This window comes from Corynebacterium sp. ACRPH, assembly GCF_022347285.1.
GTDB lineage: Bacteria > Actinomycetota > Actinomycetes > Mycobacteriales > Mycobacteriaceae > Corynebacterium.
This window is the reverse complement of record NZ_JAKRND010000021.1, coordinates 15,528-33,740: the sequence shown is the minus strand read 5'-3', so window position 1 is coordinate 33,740 and position 18,213 is coordinate 15,528. Positions and strand designations below refer to the sequence as shown.

Below are 18,213 nucleotides of genomic sequence, written 5' to 3'. Positions count from 1 at the left end.
TGGCACGACGCCGATGCAATGTCATCTACGCGATGCTGAAAAACAAGGAGTTCTTCCGCGAAATCCCGCCACGCCCCGTCGCCGCATAAAGCCCAAAACGAAGCCGACCAGCACACGCTGGCCGGCTCCTAGGCACGCCTAAGAAACTACTCCCAAGACTGTGCTCGTCAACATCGGTCTGGCACTTGACAAAAACATAGGGACACCCCCCTAGCTCAGGCCCCTAACTCCTGCAAAGGAAACCCCTACAGGTTCGCGATGATGTCCTCGACGGTTTTCTTCGCGTCACCCAGCAGCATGTCCGTGTTCTCGTTGAAGAACAGCGGGTTCTGCACGCCCGCGTAGCCGGATCCCATGGAGCGCTTGAAGACGATGACCTTCTCCGCCTCCCAGACCTTCAGCACGGGCATGCCCGCGATCGGGGAACCCGGCTCTTCGGCGATCGGGTTGACGGTGTCGTTCGCGCCGATGACCAGCACCACGTCGATGTCCCCGAAGTCGTCGTTGACCTCGTCGAGTTCGAGGACGATGTCGTACGGCACCTTGGCCTCTGCCAGCAGAACATTCATGTGTCCTGGCAGGCGACCTGCCACTGGGTGGATGCCGAAGGTAACCTCCACGCCCTGTTCCTTCAGGCGCTCCACCAACGTCGCCACCGGGTATTGCGCCTGCGCCACGGCCATGCCGTAGCCCGGGGTGATCATGACCTTCTTCACGCCCTTGAGCAGCTCCGCAGTCTCAGCCGCGGTGACCTCGGTGTGCTCGCCGTACTCCCGGTCGTCGGAAGCCGCGGCCTCACCGCCGAAGCCGCCGAGGATCACGGAGACGAAACTACGGTTCATTGCCTGGCACATCACGTAGGACAGGTAGGCGCCGGAGGAACCGACCAGCGCGCCCACGATAATGAGCAGCGGGTTGGTCAGCATAAAGCCCGCCGCTGCGGCTGCCCAGCCGGAGTAGGAATTCAGCATGGACACAACCACCGGCATATCGCCACCGCCAATGGCCGCGACCAGGTGGTAGCCCAGGAACAGCGCCAGCGCGAGCATCACGCCCAGCGCGATCCACGCCAGGGTCAGGTTCTCGTGGCCGGCGGAGATGAACAGCACCATGCCCACGAGGGACACCACAATGACAGCCAGGTTCAGCAGGTGGCGGCCCGGCAGCATCAGCGGCTTGCCGTCCATCTTTCCGGACAGCTTGAGGTACGCCACGATGGAGCCCGTGAGCGTTACTGCACCGATGAACACGCCCAGGTAAACCTCGCCCAGGTGGAAAGCCTCGATGGACTTCGTGCGCTCGTCCGGTTGAATGAAGGAGTTCACGCCAATAAGCACTGCAGCCAGGCCCACGAAGCTGTGCAGCATCGCGATGAGCTCCGGCATTTCGGTCATTTCGACCTTCTTGGCGCGCGGGATGCCAATCGCGGCACCGAGCAGCATCGCCACGGCGATGAGTAGCACGGTCACAAGCGGACCAGTGGAGGTCTCTCCCCCGTTGATGGCGTTGACCACAGCCTTGACGATGGTTGCGATGAGCGCAATGATCATGCCGGCGATGCCGAAACGGTTGCCGCGCGATGCGGTCTGCTTCTTCGCCAGGCCTGCCAGCGCCAGGATAAATAGCAGCGCGGCGACCAGGTAGGCCAGGTTGGTGATCTTGTCCGTCCACTCAAGGACGGTCGAGTTGACGAGGTTCTGCGCGCCGGTCTCTGCGGCGCTAAGGAAGTGCTGGTTCATGGCTTAGTTACCTCCGTCGAACATGGTCAGCATGCGACGGGTCACGAAGAATCCGCCGAAGATATTGATAGAGGCCACGACGATCGCCACAAAGCTCAGGCCCGCGACCACCAGGTTGGAGCTACCCACCTGCAGGATCGCGCCAACCAGGATGATGCCGGAGATCGCGTTCGTCTCACTCATCAGCGGCGTGTGCAGCTTGTGCGTCACCGCGGTGATCACGTAGAAGCCCACGACGATGGCCAGCGTGAGCAGCATGTATTCGCCGGCGACCTGCATCGGGCTGGCGAGAATCAGCGCGATTCCGAGCAGCGCAGCAAGGATCTTCCACCCCGCACCCTTGTTCTTTGCCTCGCCTTCTTGGTTTGACGCCGACTGCTCCGCAGCAACCGCATCCGTATCGACCTTGGAACCCGCACCTTGCGCGGCGGGGGCTGCAGAGACCTTGACCGGTGGGGGCGGCCAGAGGATCTCAGCGACCTCCCCGGCGGGCTGGGACGTGGCGTCATTAGAAGGAGCGTCGGAAGAAGCGACAGCAGACGGCACAGCGGCGGTGGAGTGCGTGACGGTGATGCCGCGAACGATCTCGTCTTCCAGGTCGAAGGTCAGCTGGCCGTCCTTGCCCGGGGTCATGAGCTTGAGCAGGTTGACCACGTTTTGGCCGTAGAGCTGCGAGGCCTGGGCGGGCAGGCGGCCAGCGAGATCCGTGTAGCCGATGATGCTCACGCCGTTGTCGGTGACGGTGATCTCGCCGGGAACAGTGAGCTCGCAGTTGCCGCCGTTGGCAGCGGCCATGTCAACGATGACGGAGCCGGGCTTCATCGCAGCCACATCGGCGGCGGTCAGCAGAACCGGGGACTTGCGGCCCGGGATGTTCGCGGTGGTAATCACGATGTCGGCGGCGGCGGACTGCTCGGCGTAGAGCTTCGCGGCGGCCTGCGCCTGGTCGGCGGTCATTTCCTTGGCGTAGCCGTCCTCGGACTTCTCGGTCTCCGCCTGGATGGCGACGAACTCGGCGCCCATGGACTCGACCTGCTCGGCGGTCTCGGGGCGCAGGTCCGTGGCCTTGACGATCGCGCCCATGGAGTTCGCGGTGCCGATCGCGGCCAGACCAGCCACGCCCGCGCCGATGACGTAGACGACGGCAGGCGGAACCTTGCCGGCGGCGGTGACCTGGCCGGTGAACAGGCGACCGAAGGTATTGGCCGCCTCGATAACCGCGCGATAGCCGGCGATGTTGGCCTGGGAGCTGAGTACGTCCATGGACTGTGCGCGGGAGATGCGCGGAACGGTGTCCATGGCCACGGAGGTCACGTTCTGGTTCGCGAGCTCCTGAATGAGCTGTTCGTTGCGGCCCGGTGCCAGGCGAGCGATAAGGGTGGCGCCGGGCTTGAGCTGTGCGCGCTGTTCGTCGGTTGGCGCGTCGAGGGCGGTGATGATGTCCGCGTGCCAAACGTCGTCGCCGACGATGCGCGCGCCGGCCTCTTCGTACAGGTTGTCAGGGTAATTGGACTGGTCGCCTGCGCCGGACTGGACCGCGACCTCGTAGCCAAGCTTGATGAGCTTGCCCACAGTGTCCGGTGTAGCCGAAACCAGGGCTTCTGGCTCTCTTGGGATACCGATAAGCAAGGGAGGCTCCTTACTGGTGTGTCTCTTGCATACTTACTACTGCTCGCGTTTCCTAAAGGCCGTTATGCCTGGTGAAGTCCTGGTTTGGACGGTGGTTGCGAGCCCATTAACTACGTTTTGGGTAGTTCTAAAACCATAGGTGATTATTCGGGCCCATATCACGATTTGAGAGAAATACCCCCGCACCTCTCATATTTTGGGAGTTGACGCCATCAGCCTCGGCGCTGTGGAGGCGGCGCTGATTAAAGCCATTCAGAGTAGCTTCCGGAACTACGGAACGTAAGTCTCTCGAAACGTTGAAGCTTGCAAGCTCGGGCAATGTTTTCTTCCAGGTTAAGTCCGACCTCCCATTCGGGGCGACGCTCGCCATCACGTTCGATCTCTTCCTGCAGATCACCAAGATTCCTGACCATGGCCACGGACACGTGGTCTCCATGCCCGGTGGCAGCACGGTTCTGGTTCGCCCAGTGGTTCCGGATCAGCCAGCGGACAACATCATGCAGCAGATGGCCCAGACCCGCCACGAGCTGCGGCAGCACCCGGTGAACATCTCCCCTCCCAACACCGGGGAATTCCGCACTCACCTCTGCGTTTTTGCGCCCCTGGCTCGACAGCGTGTGGTCGGACTGGAAGGACTCTCTGTAGATCTCCATCTGTGGATCGGAGATAGTGAACTCGTCCTGGCCGATCGTCTGGTATTGGGAGATGATCAGCTCATTCGCTGTCAGCATGGCGCCCACGATGGCGAAAACTCCGGACAGCCTCTGAAGTGAAGCCGACCGGAGGTCGCTGTATTAGATATTTGTACCCCGTACGGGATTTGAACCCGTGTTACCGGCGTGAGAGGCCGGCGTCCTAGGCCGCTAGACGAACGGGGCGCTGGCCTACCAGGACTCGAACCTAGAATGACGGTACCAGAAACCGTAGTGTTGCCAATTACACCATAGGCCATCGTTCGTCGAACAAAACCCGCAAGTGACACTCCCCGGATATCCAGGTCGTTGAACACTGCGAACCTCGCTCGCAACGAGGAATACTATAACCAGAACAGTGAATTACAAGCAAATCAGCTGGTAAACACCCATTTTTCCGGCCATAGTGCGCTCACTGCGCTGCCCCTCTCTCGCGGAACGGCACGCACAAGCGCACTTACCGCTGCACCTACCAGTAGACCTACTGCTGCGCGGGCGCGAAGGGCGTCTGCTCGCGGGCAGCCTGCAGGCGCGCCAGCGTGGACTCCTTGCCCAGCAGCTCCATGGACTCAAACAGCGGCGGGGACACAGCCGCACCACTGATAGCCACGCGCAGAGCACCGTAAGCCTTGCGCGGCTTCAGCTCCATCTCCTCGATCAGCTTCGACTGCAGCGCCTTCTCAATGACGTCGGTCTTAAACTCCCCGTCCGCGATGGCCTCCAACTGCGCGATGGCAACCTCGAGAACCTCCACCGCGTCTTCCTTCAGGTTCTTCCTCGCGGCCTTCTCATCCAAGGACAAGTCGGCGTCAGAAGTTATCAGGAAGCGCAGCAGACCGTCAGCGTCCGAGAGCGTCTTGATGCGCGTCTGCACCAGCTCCGCGGCGAAAGCGAACTTATCCGCGGGGTAGTCCGCCGGGAAGGCCTTGTGCTCCTCCAGGTAGGCGCGCAGGCGCTCGGTGAAGTCGTCCAGCTCCAGCATGCGGATGTGGTCGGCGTTGATGGCCTCCAGCTTCTTCTGGTCGAAGCGTGCCGGGTTGGGCTTCACGTCCGCCACATCGAAGTTGTCGATGAGCTGCTGCATCGTGAAAATGTCCTCATCGGCGGACAGCGACCAGCCAAGCAGCGACAGATAATTCAGCATGCCCTCGGGGATGATGCCGTTGTCGCGGTGGTTAAACAGGTTGGATTCCGGGTCACGCTTGGAGAGCTTCTTGTTGCCCTCGCCCATTACGAACGGTAGGTGGCCGAATGTAGGGACGTGTTTAGCGACGCCCACCCGCACCAGTGCCTCGTAGAGTGCGATCTGTCGCGGTGTGGACGGCAGCAGATCTTCGCCTCGCAGGACGTGCGTGATCTCCATCAGAGCATCATCCACCGGGTTAACGAGGGTGTACAGCGGCTGGCCGTTCGAGCGAGCGACCACGAAGTCCGGCACAGTCTTGCCGTCCACGCTCATGTCGCCGCGGACGAGGTCGTGCCACTCATAGACTCGGTCGTCGGGCATGCGCAAGCGCCAGACCGGCTCGCGGCCTTCGGCCTTGAACTGCGCGATCTGCTCTTCGGTGAGGTCGCGGTCGTAGTTGTCGTATCCCAGCTGCGGGTCGCGGCCTGCAGCCTTGTGGCGGGCCTGGACTTCCTCGTTGGTGGAGTAGGCCGGGTACACGTCGCCGGATTCCTTCAGCTTCTCCAGGACGTCCGCGTAGATGTCCATGCGCTGGGACTGGCGGTAAGGCTCGTGCGGGCCGCCAACCTCGATGCCCTCGTCCCAGCCGAGGTTCAGCCACTTCAGGGAATCAATGATGGCCTGATAGGACTCCTCGGAGTCTCGCTTCGCATCGGTGTCCTCGATACGGAAGACGAGCTTGCCGCCAGTGTGGCGGGCATAAGCCCAGTTGAACAGTGCCGTGCGCACCATGCCGACGTGCGGGGTGCCGGTGGGCGACGGGCAGAATCGAACGCGAACTTCGCTTACTTCACTCATGGTATTTAACTGTACCTTCCCGCGTTCTTGCCTTCGCGCTTGCTCGGCGCGGGCAAAACAAAACCCCCGCGCGGTGGCGGGGGTGCGGGTCACCGTCTAGGCATGACGGTGGCGCGACAGGAAGTGCCACGCAGCCTGCGGAGCGTCCGGGGCGAAGGCGTGCCAATTGTGGCCGCCGAAGTCCGCCCGCCACAGAACGGTGGAAGCGCGGCAACCGTTGTAAGTGAATCCGCTGGTCAGGGCGTGGGCTGGAGCACCGTGCAGGGTCTGCATGTTGCAGGAATTACGGCGTGCTGCGTTGTCGAAAGCAGCGCGGGCGCCGTAGTAGTGCATACCGTGGAGCACTCCGCCACCGTAGTGCAGCAGAGTGTCGTGCACACCGTGGATCAGCATGGTCGGCACGTTGCGCCCACGGCAGTTGTTCATGGTGGCGTCATAGTAAGCACCAGAAACAGACACGACACCGGCAACCAGATCCGGAGCCTGGCAAGCCAGGTTCATTGCCATGCCGCCACCATTGGACAGGCCGGCCGCATAGACGCGGCGGGTATCAACGTTGTAGCGCTTGGACAGAGAACGCACCATCTCGCGGACGAACGCAACGTCCTCGCCACGGCGAGTCTTGGAGTACGGGGCGCCTTCCCAGGAGCGGTCGATACCCTCCGCGTGGACTACGACGGCATCGCGGCCGGCCACCGCATTGAGGCGGGACGTGTTCTTCATGTCCGCCGCAGATTGGCCACGACCGCCGAACACAAAGAGGATCGGCTTCTTGCGGTTTCCGGAGTTCACCGGAACATCGACAATAGCCGTGCGGGTCTTCCCCTTGACGTTGAAGGTCTGGTAGTTGTTCGCCGGGCGCGGGCTCAGGGCACCAGCGAGGCCGGTTAGGCTACCGGAAACGCCGCCAACCAAGTTGCTTGGGGCGGCGCTAGCCTGCGGAGTCGCGGACTCGTTGCCGGCAGCAGTATCCAGAGCCGAGCCGGCCAGGGTACTTGCGCCGATACCGAGAGCCACGCCCAGAGACAGCGTGAGCTTGCGGAAGCGGCCGCCGCGACGGGCTGGGCGGGAAGCGCCGGAGACTGCGGAGCCTGCGGAATCAGTGTGAGTAGCCGCGGAAAGAGAGTGAGTGTTCGCGGCCTTCGTGTGAGTAAAACGTGACGAAAACTTTTGCACCGTTTAAACATACACCGGGCGGTAGTATTTAGGAACTCTTTCTTACAAAATCCTAAAAGCCGACACAGCGCTGGCTCTGGCTGGCTCTGGCTAGCTCTGGCCGATTTTAGTTAGCTCTAGTTAGCTCTAGCTGGCCGCGCCCGGCAACGTCTTGTTCTGACGAGCCAGGAAGTTCCAGGCCTCGTTGGCTACGTCGGGCGCAAAGTGCCAGTTGTGCCCCTGGTCGTTGATCCGCCAGAACACAGCCTCGTCGCGGCAGCCGCGGTAGCCGAACTGGGTGACGTTGTTGGGCTTCTGTTCCACCGCAGGCTGTGGCGCACAGCCGTTGCGCAGCGCGCGCGAGTGGATCAGGCGTGGCGCAGGCAGGTACGGCGCGTTGTGCAGCGTGCCGCCGTTGTAGTGAGTCAGCTCGTCCTGCTGGCCGTGGATCACGAACGTCGGCACGGACTCCGGCGCGCAGCCCTCGTTGACCGGGTTGTAGAAGGCGCCGGAGACGCTCAACACGCCAGCGATCAGATCAGGAGCCTGGCACGCAAGGTTCATCACAAAACCGCCACCGTTGGACATGCCGGTGGCGTAGATGCGGTTGCGGTCGACGTTGAATTTCCTGTCCAGCTCGTTGACGATCTGGCGCACGAAGTCGACGTCTTGGCCGCGCTTGCTGGTGGCGTACGGCGCGCCTTCCCAGGCGTTATCAATACCGCGTGGGTAGACCACGATCGCTTCACTGGCCGCGCCGGTGTTAGAGAAGCGGGAGTAACTGCGGTAATTCTCGGGCGTATCGTCGCGCCCGCCGAAACCAAACAGCACGGGCGTGGGCTTGCGCGGGTCGTAGTTGGAGGTCACGCTGACGATTGCGCTGCGGATGCTGCCGTCGGGTCGGGTGAACTCGATGTTCTCTGACTGTCCGGGGTGCGCCCTATCTATTGTTGACGCCGGCTTCGGCGCCGGTGCCGGTTTCGGTGCAGGCTTGGGCGCGGGTGCGGGAGCAGGCGCGGGCGCTTCCTGAGCGCTAGCCGCTCCAGCTCCGCCGACGAGCACGGTAGCAATCATTGCCACCGTCATAGCGACGGATACCGCCATGAACAGGGCAAAGCGCAGGGCACGGCTGCCAAGGTGGCGTCCGGCACCCGCAGTATTTCCGGCAATTACAGAGCTAACAGCTTTAATATTCTTAACAACAGTCACATGAGTCACAAGCGTAACATTAGGTACAAGTTTCACTGCGCATGTGCTGTAACACGCCGGAATGTGCGCAACTTCTTCAGCTTTTACTCAGCTGACCTCACGCACTAGATGTGCTCGAGGACTACTTCCCCCTCATAGCCAGACGCGCGCAGCTGGCTAATCCACTCTTCCAGAGGAGCTTCGCCAGTCCCCGGCACCCCGCGGCCTGGGAAGTCCGCGATCTGCACATGCTCCGGCCATAGCTCGTTCCCCGGTCCCCGGTCGGCAAGCCAGGTCCAGTCCTCACCGTTGGCGGCGAGGTGGTAGACGTCAAGAAGAAGGCGACCACCGGCAGCAACCAAGGGCGCAGCCTCCTTAATGCTGGTCACAGGGTAGTTTTCAATACCGCTCAGGGGCTCGACCAGAGCCACGCCGTCGAAGCTCGCCAGACGCTTGACCACTGCAGCGAACGCCCGGACCTGGCGGCGCTGCAGCGCGCGCCCACCGCGGCCGACCAGCACGTTAAAGCGCCCCACGCCCGTCAGCCGGTGCAGGTACTCAACGGCATTCAGGTGCTCAATCAGCTCCTCAGTGATCGCCGGATCGCCGTCGGAAAATACGTCGTCGACCACACTCCCGGCATCCCCAGCGCCCTCGGCACCGACAGCATTGTCAGCGGCACTCGCCGGGCCGACCAAGTGCAGCACTCCCCGATCACCCGCCGCCAGATCGCCGGCCCAGAGGTTCAGCGCGACGAGCTGGCGCGGGTTCTCCGGTCGCCCCTTGGCCAGCGCATCGACCAGCTGGCGCATCTGCTGCTCGGAGGGGTGGGGCGTTTCCCACGGCCACCACAGCTCCACCTTGTCATAGGGAGAATTCGCAACCGCTTCGAGGGAATCCGCGCCGGTCTGCGCGCCGAGGGAATGGTTCATCGCGGTGGCGAAGCCCACCGGATGTTCACCTGATTCTGTATTCATAAGCATCATCATTCCACGTAGAGGCACTAATCCGGAATTGAGGTCAGTCTTTTGCCACGTACAGCCCAGGGCTTCTTGCCGCACACGGCCCGCACACAACCCGCACACAACCCAGGCCAAGGCAGCTCGCTGTCCCGCCGGGAAGTAAAATGGCACCCATGACCCACGAGCAGCGACCGGCCACCGCCCCGGATTTCCTGCTTTCCCGCCCAGATCGCAGCATCCGCACCCAGGGGCGCAAGGCGACCTTCCCGGATCCGTTCGAGGCCTCCACCGCGCTTCGAAACAAGGATGCAGACTTGATTGTCGGCGCTTTCCCCTTCGACACGTCCCTCCGCGCGGCCCTCATGGAGCCCGAGACCGTTGTCCGCGCCGAAGGCCCGCTGGAGCCACCGGCCTTCTTCCGTGGCAAGGATGCCGCCCGCTCGTTGACGGTCGAGTCCGTCGAAGCGCAGACCACCGCCGAGGAACACACGGCAATGGTCGCCGCCGCCGTCGCCACGATCCAGCAGTCCCGTTTGGAAAAGGTGGTACTGGCGCGTGCCGTGGACATCACCTACGCCGAGACCGTGGATCCGCTGCTCATCGCCGCCCGCCTGATCGACCTGTCCGCCTACCGCGATGGCTTCGCCGTGGACCTCTCCGCCACGGGTCGCTCCGAGTACCAAAACGCAATGTTCGTCGGCAGTTCGCCGGAGATGCTGATTCGCCGCGATGGCCGTCAGATCTCGGCCTTCCCCCTGGCCGGTTCCGCGCCGCGTACCGGAAGTCTCTCTATTGATGACGCCACAGCCCGCGAACTCGGAAGCTCCGACAAGGATCTACGCGAGCACCGCTTTGTGGTGGAGCACTACCGCCGAGTGCTGGAGCCATTGTGCGAAACGCTGGACATTCCGGCCACCCCGGAGATCCACGAGACAAATGAGATGATCCACCTGGGGACCCAGATCGCGGGCACACTGAAGGACGACGAGTATTCCGCGCTGGATCTGGCCTCGATGCTGCACCCCACCCCGGCCATCGGCGGCACCCCGACGGACGATGCGCTGGGGGTTATTGCGCAGGAGAAGTCTCCGCGCGAGTTTTACTCCGGCGCCGTGGGCTGGTGCGATTCCAGCGGCGACGGGGAGTTTATGCTCTCTATCCGCTGCGCCATCGTGGAGGACAACACCGCCCGCGCCTGGGCCGGCGGCGGCATTGTCGTGGACTCGATTCCCGCCATGGAGGCGGAGGAAACGTCTGCCAAGCTGCAAACAGCGCTGCGGGCACTTAACGTGCCTGCAGCGCTGCGAGAAGTGTAACGCTCGGAGCCACATCCGCCCGGCGCTGACCACGCGGCTGGCGAGTTCCGCCTACTTGCCGTAGGCCTGTACCGGGTTGGCCAGCTTGCCCAGACCCGGGATCTCCACCTCAATACGGTCGCCCGGAACCATCTCTGCGGTGCCGGCGGGCGAGCCGGTGCAGATCACGTCGCCCGGCAGCAGCGTGAAAGCGGAGGAAACCCACTCCACAATCTCCGGGATGGACTTGATCATCTGGTTGGAGTTGGAATCCTGCTTGGTTTCCGTCTTGCCCTCGTGGGTGAGGTGCGCCAGGATCGGCTGGTTGTCGATGTCGATGCTGTCCACAGCCGTTTCGATCCACGGACCCAGCGGGCAGAAGGAATCCAGACCCTTCGCACGGGACCACTGGCCGTCCTGGAACTGCAGGTCGCGGGAGGAGACGTCGTTGACGATGGTGAACCCCAGCACCACGTCCTTCCAGTTGTTGCGGTTGACGTCCTTGCACGGGCGGCCGATGACGATCGCCATCTCGCCTTCGAACTCCACGCGCGTGGCCCACTCGGGGATGCGGATGGGAGCCTCGGGGCCGACGACTGCTGTTGGGGGCTTCAGGAAGATCGTCGGCGGCAGGTGCTCGGCGCTCTTGTTGAACACCTCTTTGACGTGGTCAGCGTAGTTGCGCCCGACGGCGATAACCTTCGACGGCAGGATCGGGGCCAGCAGTCGAACGTCTTCGATGGGCCAGGATTTTCCGGTGAATTCGGGCTGTCCGAACGGGTGGCCTGCGATCTCGCGGAGGGTGGCGCCGGTGCCGTCCGGCTGGCCGCCTTCCACGATCGCGAAGGCCATGCCCTCGGGGTGTGCAATTCGAGCAATACGCATGTTTCCATACCCTACTCTATTGCCCCTTCTACCTCTTGCTATGCCCCTTCTTTGCGGTCTTGTCCCTGTATTTATTTATGACGCCCCCTTCTCCCCGCCCATTAACCATGAATTTAGTTTCACGTAATCCTCGGTTTACGTGCTTGCCACGGCTCCGACAAGTTTGGCCTTTAGCTTGGCCGCTATGACGAATCGCAGCGTTAATCCTCAACTCCCCAACTCCCCGACTACTTCGAATTCCGAAACTCCTTCCAACTCGCGCAACACCACCCGCCGCACGTTCCTGGCCGGCGCCAGCGCCACCGGCGCCGCCCTGCTGGGTACGGGCGTGGCGCATGCTCTCGGCTCGCAGTCCGGCAGCGTGGCTGGCGCCGCCGCCGGATCCTCAGTTGGTTCCAGCGGGGCGGTCGGTTCGGTTGGTTTGCAGCGCGCCCGGCCGGTGATCACTCATGGCGTCGCTACCGGCGATGTGCGACCCGACGGCGGCCTTGTATGGGCGCGCGTCGATCGACCGGCGCGCATGGTCGTAGAAGCATCGACGGACCCGGCGTTCCCGCGACACAAGACCAAGACCTTCCGCGGCGCCACCCTCACCCCAGAGAGCGACGGAACCGGGCGGCTGCGCCTGGTCGGCATGGAGCCCGGCCAGAAGATCCACTACCGCGTGACCATGGAGGATCAACACACCTCCGCACGCTCCGTGCCGGTGATCGGCAGCTTCACCACCGCGCCCTCCACCAGCCAGGCGCCGAAGAACATCCGCCTGCACTGGTCCGGCGACGTGGCGGGCCAGGGCTACGGCATCAACCCGGACATCGGCGGCATGTACTGCTGGAAGACCATGGCAGACCGCAACCCGGATCTGTTTATCCACTCCGGCGACACGGTCTACGCCGACGGACCTATCGAGGAAAACCACAAGATGGACGACGGGCGGGTGTTCAAGAACCTCACCAGCCCGTACAAGAACAAGGTGGCCGAAACCCTAGAGGAGTTCCGTGGCCAGCACGCCTACAACCTGCTGGACGAGAACTACAAGCGCTTCAACTCTCAGGTCGCGCAGGTGGTGCAGTGGGACGACCACGAGACGACGAACAACTGGTACCCGGGCGAGATCCTGGAGGACGACAAGTACCAGGTCAAGGACGTGAACCTGCTGGCCCAGCGCGGCTTCCAGGCGTTCCACGAGTGGCAGCCGCTGGACCGAAAGATGGCCGTGGATGGCCGCGTGTACCGCAAGATTTCCTACGGCTCCCTGCTGGACATTTTTGTGCTGGACATGCGCAGCTACAAGGACCGCAACCCGGATAACGTGCCCACCACCACCGAGCCGGGGCAGATCCTGGGAGCCAAGCAGGAAAAGTGGCTGATCGAAGGTGTGAAGAGCTCCACGGCCACGTGGAAGATCATCGCCAACGACCTGCCACTGGGCATCGTGGTGCCGGATGGGGACGACCAGGAGAGCGTGTCCAACGGAGCGGGTGGCAAGGCCGTCGGCCGCGAGGCGGAAATCGGGCGCGTGCTCAGCGGAATCAAGGACGTGCGCAACGTGGTGTGGCTGACCGCCGACGTGCACTACACCGCCGCCCACCACTACTCGCCGGATCGCGCGGACTTCCAGGATTTCGCACCGTTCTGGGAGTTCGTCACCGGGCCGCTGAACGCCGGAGGCTTCGGCCCGAACGACATGGACGGCACTTTCGGCCCGGAGGTCGTTTACGTGCACGCCCCGGCGAAGGATAAGCAAAACTCCTCGCCGCTGGATGATTTCCAGCACTTCGGAGAGGTGGACATCGACGGCGAGTCGAAGGACCTCACCGTCCGGCTGTTCACCACCCGCGGCAAGGAGCTGTGGTCGAAGACGCTGCGCGCGCAGTAGTCGCGCGGCGCGCTCAGCGGCTTACTAGAGGTTCGCGACCACGCGGTCGCCGACCTCCGCAGTTTTCACCGGGCCGCCGTCGCGCGAGCCGGCCTCGGCCAGCACGGCGGCCTCGATGCGTTCAGCGTTGGCATCGTCACCCAGGTGGCGCAGCATCAGAGCCACCGACAGGATCGCCGCGCACGGGTCGGCAATACCCTGGCCCGCGATGTCCGGCGCGGAGCCGTGCACCGGCTCGAACATGGAGGGGTTCTTCCGCGAGGGATCAATGTTGCCGGAAGCCGCCAGGCCGATACCGCCGGTGACAGCACCCGCCAGGTCGGTCAGGATGTCGCCGAACAGGTTATCCGTGACGATCACGTCGTACTCCTGCGGCTTGGTGACCATGTAGATCGTCGCTGCGTCGATGTGGTTGTAATCGACCTGCACCTCGGGGTACTCCTGCCCCACGGTCTCGATGGCGCGCTGCCACAGGGAGCCGGCGTTCACCAACACGTTCGTCTTGTGTACCCAGGTCAGCTTCTTACGCCTGCTCTGCGCACGCTCGAACGCATCGCGCACCACGCGCTCCACGCCGTAGTAGGTGTTTTGGGATACTTCGGACGCCACCTCGTGGTCAGTGCCCGCACGTAGTGTGCCGCCGTTGCCGCAGTAGAGCCCCTCGGTCCCCTCTCGCACGACGACGAAGTCAATGTCGCCCGGGTTGGCCAGCGGGCTGGAGGAGCCCGGGTACAGCTTCGACGGGCGGAGGTTCACCGCGTGGTCCAGTTTGAAGCGCAGCGGCAGCAGCAGGCCGCGCTCCAGCACGCCGGCGGGCACGGTTCGGGGGTCGCCGATGGCGCCCAGCAGGATAGCGTCGTGCTCGCGCAGGGAGTCCAGGTCCTCGTCGGTCAGGAGTTCACCATTGCGCAGGTAGCGGCGAGCGCCGAGGTCGTAATCGGTGGTCTCCACGTCATCACGCAGAGCGTGCAGAACCTTCAGAGCCTCGGCGGATACTTCGGTGCCGACGCCATCGCCGGCAATCACTGCGAGTTTCACTGTATGAACTCCTTTGTCTCACTAGTTGGTCACTTAGAACAATAGCATGCCACCCGGACACCACCCACGAACCGACATAAAAGGCACACGATGATGCCTCGGTTCACAGAGACCGAGTGGGCGTCAGACCCAAAACAGAGGAAGCCACGCGACACCCCATTGATAAAGTGGCGCGCATGACCTATGAGCAATTTCCCTCACACTTATCCCCCAACGCAGAGGTCGGCGACGCAGCGCTGGTCATCCGCAACCTAGTGAAGACATTCGCCGACAAAGTCGCGGTGAACAACCTCAACCTGACCGTGCCGAAGGGCAGCTTCTACGGCATCGTCGGACCCAACGGAGCGGGCAAGACCACCGCCATCCTCGCAGCAACGGGCATCATTCGACCCGATAGTGGCAACTCCTGGGTCGCCGGCCACCCACTGTGGGCAGACCCCGCCGAAGGCACCCGGGCGGAAGAGGAAGTGCTGGCAGCCAAGCGCAGCTACGGGCTGCTGGTCGACGGCCTCCCCGTGTTCGAACGCCTCAGCGGCAAGGAGTATCTGGAATACCTGGGCTACCTGCGCGACATCCCCGGTGAGGAACTACAGCAGCGCATCGCAGACCTGCTGCGGGCACTCGACCTGGCGGATGCCGGCAAGAAGTACATCGCCGACTACTCCGCGGGCATGAAGAAGAAGATCCTCCTGGCCGGCGCCCTGCTACACAGCCCCGAGGTTTTGATCCTGGACGAACCCTTCGAGGCCGTGGATCCGGTATCTGGCGAGGTGATCCGTACGATCCTGCGACGCTACGTGGCAGCCGGCGGCACCGTGATCCTAAGCTCGCACGTGATGGAGCTGGTCGAGGGTCTCTGTGACCACGTGGCGATCATTAACCAGGGCACCGTCGTCACCGCTGGAACCACAGAACAGGTGCGCGCGGGCAAGTCGCTTTCCGAGCGCTTCGTCGAGGCCGTAGGCGGCAAGCAGCTGGATACGGGATCCTTCGGCTGGCTCCGCGGCGGCGAGCAGCCGAGCGTGCGTCATGAGGGGCAGGCCGGTGTCGAAGACTAAAACTCTCCTCACACTCCACTGCAAGCTGTGGGCGCACGCGTTCGTCGGCAACCTGCAGATGATCATCTCGTCCGTGGTCGTCACCATCTTCGCGATCATGGGCTGTGTAGGCCTGGCGTTCGGCAGCTACAACACCCTGATCTCCGACGGGGATCCAGCGATGTTCGTGCTGACCATGGGGCTCGGCAGCGTGCTCTACCTGGCACTATCGGCCATCTTCCCCAGCGAGGAACGGATGCTGGACCCGCGCATGTTCAGCTCCCTGCCGCTGACCGACCGCGATATTCTGCCGGGCATGGTCACGGCGATGTTCATCAACTCGCGGGCGGCGATCTCGCTGGTGAACACCATCATCATGGCCGCCCTCGGATACCTCGCGTTCGCGGAGGTAGCCTCCGCGGGCGCGGGCGCACTGTGGGTGCTGGCGTGCGTACTCCAGCTGGTGATCACCCTGCTGGCAGGCGAAGCGCTCGCCGCCGCGCTCAGCAGCATTGCCACCAAGTTCAGCGAACTGTGGGGCAACGTCGCCGGAATTGTCGTCACCTTCGGCTTCCTGGCTCTGTACCTCTTGCCGCAGTTGCTCACCGACGGAACCGATCCCACCGCGGCCATCAAGACCAGCGCCGACATCCTGTCCTGGACGCCCTTCGCCGCCGCGGCCGGAGCAGCTGCTGACTTGGCCAATATCGGAGGCGGTGGCGTCAATAATGGCAGTACCGGAACCACCTTCGGAACCGACCTCGGCACCGGCCTCGCCAAGGGCGCGATCTGCCTCGTGGCGATCCTCGCAGTGGCTTACATAATGCGCGTGGCCGTCAAGCACGACCTCAACAACCCACTGCCGACTCAGCACGCCGCCCGTGCTGCGAAGGGCGATAGCCTGCTGCTGCCGCGCGTCCCCGGCTCCCCCGTTGGCGCCCTCTACTCCCGAGAGATCCGCTACTGGCGCCGCGACAACCGCTTCATGATGAGCCTGATGATCGTAGTCGTCCTCTGCGGGCTATACCTGCTGATGGGAATGCTCAACGAAGCCAACCGCTGGATGCTGTGGTTCGCCCTGTTCTTCGTATCCCTTGGTCCCCAGCAGGTCGCGGGCAACTCCCTGGGCATGGACGGCCCATCCAACTGGGTGCACATGGTCGCCGGAGTGCGCGGCAAGCAGATCGTCGCCAGCCGCAGCCTCTCCACAGCGACAGTACTGGTGCCGATCTGGCTGATCGTCTGCATCGCCGCCGGAGCAATCGACGACTTTAGCGCCACCTGGCTGCTGGTTAGCCTTTTGACCCTGGGCTGCATCCTCCTCGCCTCCGCGATGGCGAACTTCAGCGCCACACGCTTCCCCGCTCAAACCACCGCGCCGGGCACCAACTCTTTCAAGCAGCGCAACGGTGGCAGCAACGCCATAGTCTCCGCGCTGGTGACGATGCTGATCCTCACCATCTCTTTCCTGCCGGGCGGTCTGCTGGCACTGACCCCGCTGGCCATGGCCGACGGAGCAGGCAACAGCATTGCCGACATTCCCCTGCTCAGCTGGCTGGGCGTGCTGCTGCACTGGGTGATCGTTGTCGGCGCCGCCTGGATCATGAACCGCCGCGCCTCCCGCAGGCTCGACCTCGAGTGGCCGGACATCGCGCAGAAGGTGCAGCAGTACCTGTAGCAGCGCGGCATGGGGGCGCTCTACGGGGCTAGTTTTCACTCAACCCACCAAAAGATTAGGCAAACCTCACCTAGGGGATTATGCTAAAGCGGTCCCAATCACTAAGGCGAGACTAACCTGAACTCGCCCCTCCTCTTGAGGTTGCCCATGCTCTACGCCAACCTGCTCATCGGACTTCGAGAAGGCCTCGAAGCCACGATGATCGTCATCATCCTGGCCGCCTATCTAAAGAAGACCGGCCGCTCCCACGAACGCCCCTGGCTGTGGGGCGGAGTCGCCGCCGCGCTGGCCATCACCGTCATCAGCTTCCTCGTCCTGCAGTTCGGAACGAAGACGCTCACCACCCAGGGCCAGGAACTCATCGGCGGCATCGCCAGCCTGGTCACCGTAGCCATGATTACCTGGATGCTGCTGTGGATGTCCTCCACCGGCAAGAACATGGCCGACGAGCTGAAAGGCAAGCTCGACGCCGCCATCGGCCCCAAAGCAGTGTTCGCGGTGGCGCTGCTGGCCGTCGGTCGCGAGGGAATCGAGACGATCCTGCTGGTCTTCGACTCCTTTACCAGCGACAACGCCACCCCATTCATCGGCCTGGGTATCGGCGTAGCGATCGCCGTGCTGCTGGGTGTACTGATGTACCGCGGCGCCATCACCATCAACCTGCAGGTGTTCTTCCAGGTCGTTGGCATCCTGTTGGTGGTCGTCGCCGCTGGCATCCTGCGCTACGGCATCACCGACCTGCAGGAGGCCAACGTGCTGCCGGGGCTCAACTCGATCCTCTTCGACATCTCGGGGGTACTCACGCCGGGCACCTGGTACGCCGCTCTGCTGGAGGGCATGTTCAACATCGTGCCCGCGCCAACCGTCCTGGCGTTCATCGGTTGGGCTGTTTACCTGGTTGTCGCGATGTGGCTGTTCCTACGCCTGTCGAAGAAGGTGCCGTCTACTTCTAAGGGTTCTGACGCCCACTCTTCCGCCCCGACCACCCCAGCCAACGCCTAAATCCCCCATCCCTCCAACTTCCTGCCTTAGCGCGCTTAGCTCGCGTTTCA

At 63.2% G+C, this 18,213-nt stretch carries 14 protein-coding genes and 2 tRNA genes; 5 read left to right on the top strand and 11 right to left on the bottom strand.

All coding sequences use genetic code 11. The features are described from left to right. Positions 1 to 245: 245 nt before the first annotated feature. From pntB to MHX66_RS09640, 9 genes are all read right to left on the bottom strand, one after another. Positions 246 to 1,739, bottom strand: coding sequence for a Re/Si-specific NAD(P)(+) transhydrogenase subunit beta (pntB, locus tag MHX66_RS09680; protein WP_239202626.1), 1,494 nt, complete (start codon positions 1,737 to 1,739; stop codon positions 246 to 248). Between the two features lie 3 nt (positions 1,740 to 1,742). Further along, on the bottom strand, positions 1,743 to 3,368 hold the full coding sequence (locus tag MHX66_RS09675) for a Re/Si-specific NAD(P)(+) transhydrogenase subunit alpha (RefSeq protein WP_239202624.1): 1,626 nt from the start codon (positions 3,366 to 3,368) through the stop codon (positions 1,743 to 1,745). Positions 3,369 to 3,610: 242 nt separating this feature from the next. Further along, positions 3,611 to 4,099 carry a hypothetical protein gene (locus MHX66_RS09670; RefSeq protein WP_239202622.1) on the bottom strand — a complete coding sequence of 163 codons (489 nt, stop codon included), beginning with the start codon at positions 4,097 to 4,099 and terminating at the stop codon, positions 3,611 to 3,613. Between the two features lie 74 nt (positions 4,100 to 4,173). Then, positions 4,174 to 4,246, bottom strand: a tRNA-Glu gene (locus MHX66_RS09665). A gap of 1 nt (position 4,247) precedes the next feature. Continuing rightward, positions 4,248 to 4,319 (bottom strand) — tRNA-Gln (locus MHX66_RS09660). A gap of 222 nt (positions 4,320 to 4,541) precedes the next feature. Next, a complete protein-coding gene (gene gltX / locus MHX66_RS09655; RefSeq protein ID WP_239202619.1) occupies positions 4,542 to 6,044 on the bottom strand; it encodes a glutamate--tRNA ligase in 1,503 nt (500 codons plus the stop codon). A gap of 96 nt (positions 6,045 to 6,140) precedes the next feature. Further along, positions 6,141 to 7,220, bottom strand: coding sequence for a PHB depolymerase family esterase (locus MHX66_RS09650; RefSeq protein WP_239202617.1), 1,080 nt, complete (start codon positions 7,218 to 7,220; stop codon positions 6,141 to 6,143). A 126-nt stretch (positions 7,221 to 7,346) separates the two neighbouring features. Further along, the gene (locus tag MHX66_RS09645) at positions 7,347 to 8,417 is read right to left on the bottom strand and encodes an alpha/beta hydrolase-fold protein (protein WP_239202615.1); all 1,071 of its coding nucleotides are present in this window, start codon (positions 8,415 to 8,417) and stop codon (positions 7,347 to 7,349) included. A gap of 95 nt (positions 8,418 to 8,512) precedes the next feature. Next, positions 8,513 to 9,364: a TIM barrel protein gene (locus tag MHX66_RS09640; RefSeq protein ID WP_239202613.1), complete on the bottom strand. Its 852-nt coding sequence runs from the start codon at positions 9,362 to 9,364 to the stop codon at positions 8,513 to 8,515. Between the two features lie 158 nt (positions 9,365 to 9,522). Here MHX66_RS09640 and MHX66_RS09635 point away from each other — a divergent pair, with 158 nt between their 5' ends. After that, positions 9,523 to 10,665 carry an isochorismate synthase MenF gene (locus MHX66_RS09635; protein WP_239202611.1) on the top strand — a complete coding sequence of 381 codons (1,143 nt, stop codon included), beginning with the start codon at positions 9,523 to 9,525 and terminating at the stop codon, positions 10,663 to 10,665. Between the two features lie 51 nt (positions 10,666 to 10,716). Here the strand turns inward: MHX66_RS09635 and MHX66_RS09630 are convergent, their stop codons facing one another. Next, positions 10,717 to 11,529, bottom strand: coding sequence for a fumarylacetoacetate hydrolase family protein (locus tag MHX66_RS09630; protein WP_070488253.1), 813 nt, complete (start codon positions 11,527 to 11,529; stop codon positions 10,717 to 10,719). Between the two features lie 184 nt (positions 11,530 to 11,713). On the opposite strand from MHX66_RS09630, the gene MHX66_RS09625 reads away from it, so the two are divergent. After that, the gene (locus tag MHX66_RS09625) at positions 11,714 to 13,408 is read left to right on the top strand and encodes an alkaline phosphatase (RefSeq protein ID WP_239202609.1); all 1,695 of its coding nucleotides are present in this window, start codon (positions 11,714 to 11,716) and stop codon (positions 13,406 to 13,408) included. A gap of 24 nt (positions 13,409 to 13,432) precedes the next feature. Here the strand turns inward: MHX66_RS09625 and MHX66_RS09620 are convergent, their stop codons facing one another. Then, a complete protein-coding gene (locus tag MHX66_RS09620; protein ID WP_239202607.1) occupies positions 13,433 to 14,446 on the bottom strand; it encodes a 3-isopropylmalate dehydrogenase in 1,014 nt (337 codons plus the stop codon). A 176-nt stretch (positions 14,447 to 14,622) separates the two neighbouring features. On the opposite strand from MHX66_RS09620, the gene MHX66_RS09615 reads away from it, so the two are divergent. From MHX66_RS09615 to efeU, 3 genes are all read left to right on the top strand, one after another. Then, entirely contained in the window at positions 14,623 to 15,504 is an 882-nt protein-coding gene (locus tag MHX66_RS09615; RefSeq protein WP_239202599.1) for an ABC transporter ATP-binding protein, read from the top strand. Continuing rightward, entirely contained in the window at positions 15,491 to 17,161 is a 1,671-nt protein-coding gene (locus tag MHX66_RS09610; RefSeq protein WP_239202598.1) for an ABC transporter permease, read from the top strand. The genes MHX66_RS09615 and MHX66_RS09610 overlap by 14 nt, the downstream gene beginning before the upstream one ends. 147 nt (positions 17,162 to 17,308) lie before the next feature. After that, positions 17,309 to 18,163 carry an iron uptake transporter permease EfeU gene (gene efeU / locus MHX66_RS09605; protein ID WP_239202597.1) on the top strand — a complete coding sequence of 285 codons (855 nt, stop codon included), beginning with the start codon at positions 17,309 to 17,311 and terminating at the stop codon, positions 18,161 to 18,163. Positions 18,164 to 18,213 lie beyond the last annotated feature (50 nt).

Bases quoted from the DNA above. Each gene is read 5' to 3' on its own strand.
- MHX66_RS09670 (WP_239202622.1), bottom strand. From the start codon at position 4,099: ATGCTGACAGCGAATGAGCTGATCATCTCCCAATACCAGACGATCGGC.
- MHX66_RS09615 (WP_239202599.1), top strand. From the start codon at position 14,623: ATGACCTATGAGCAATTTCCCTCACACTTATCCCCCAACGCAGAGGTC.
- MHX66_RS09630 (WP_070488253.1), bottom strand. From the start codon at position 11,529: ATGCGTATTGCTCGAATTGCACACCCCGAGGGCATGGCCTTCGCGATC.
- MHX66_RS09640 (WP_239202613.1), bottom strand. From the start codon at position 9,364: ATGAATACAGAATCAGGTGAACATCCGGTGGGCTTCGCCACCGCGATG.
- efeU (WP_239202597.1), top strand. From the start codon at position 17,309: ATGCTCTACGCCAACCTGCTCATCGGACTTCGAGAAGGCCTCGAAGCC.
- MHX66_RS09625 (WP_239202609.1), top strand. From the start codon at position 11,714: ATGACGAATCGCAGCGTTAATCCTCAACTCCCCAACTCCCCGACTACT.
- MHX66_RS09635 (WP_239202611.1), top strand. From the start codon at position 9,523: ATGACCCACGAGCAGCGACCGGCCACCGCCCCGGATTTCCTGCTTTCC.
- gltX (WP_239202619.1), bottom strand. From the start codon at position 6,044: ATGAGTGAAGTAAGCGAAGTTCGCGTTCGATTCTGCCCGTCGCCCACC.
- pntB (WP_239202626.1), bottom strand. From the start codon at position 1,739: ATGAACCAGCACTTCCTTAGCGCCGCAGAGACCGGCGCGCAGAACCTC.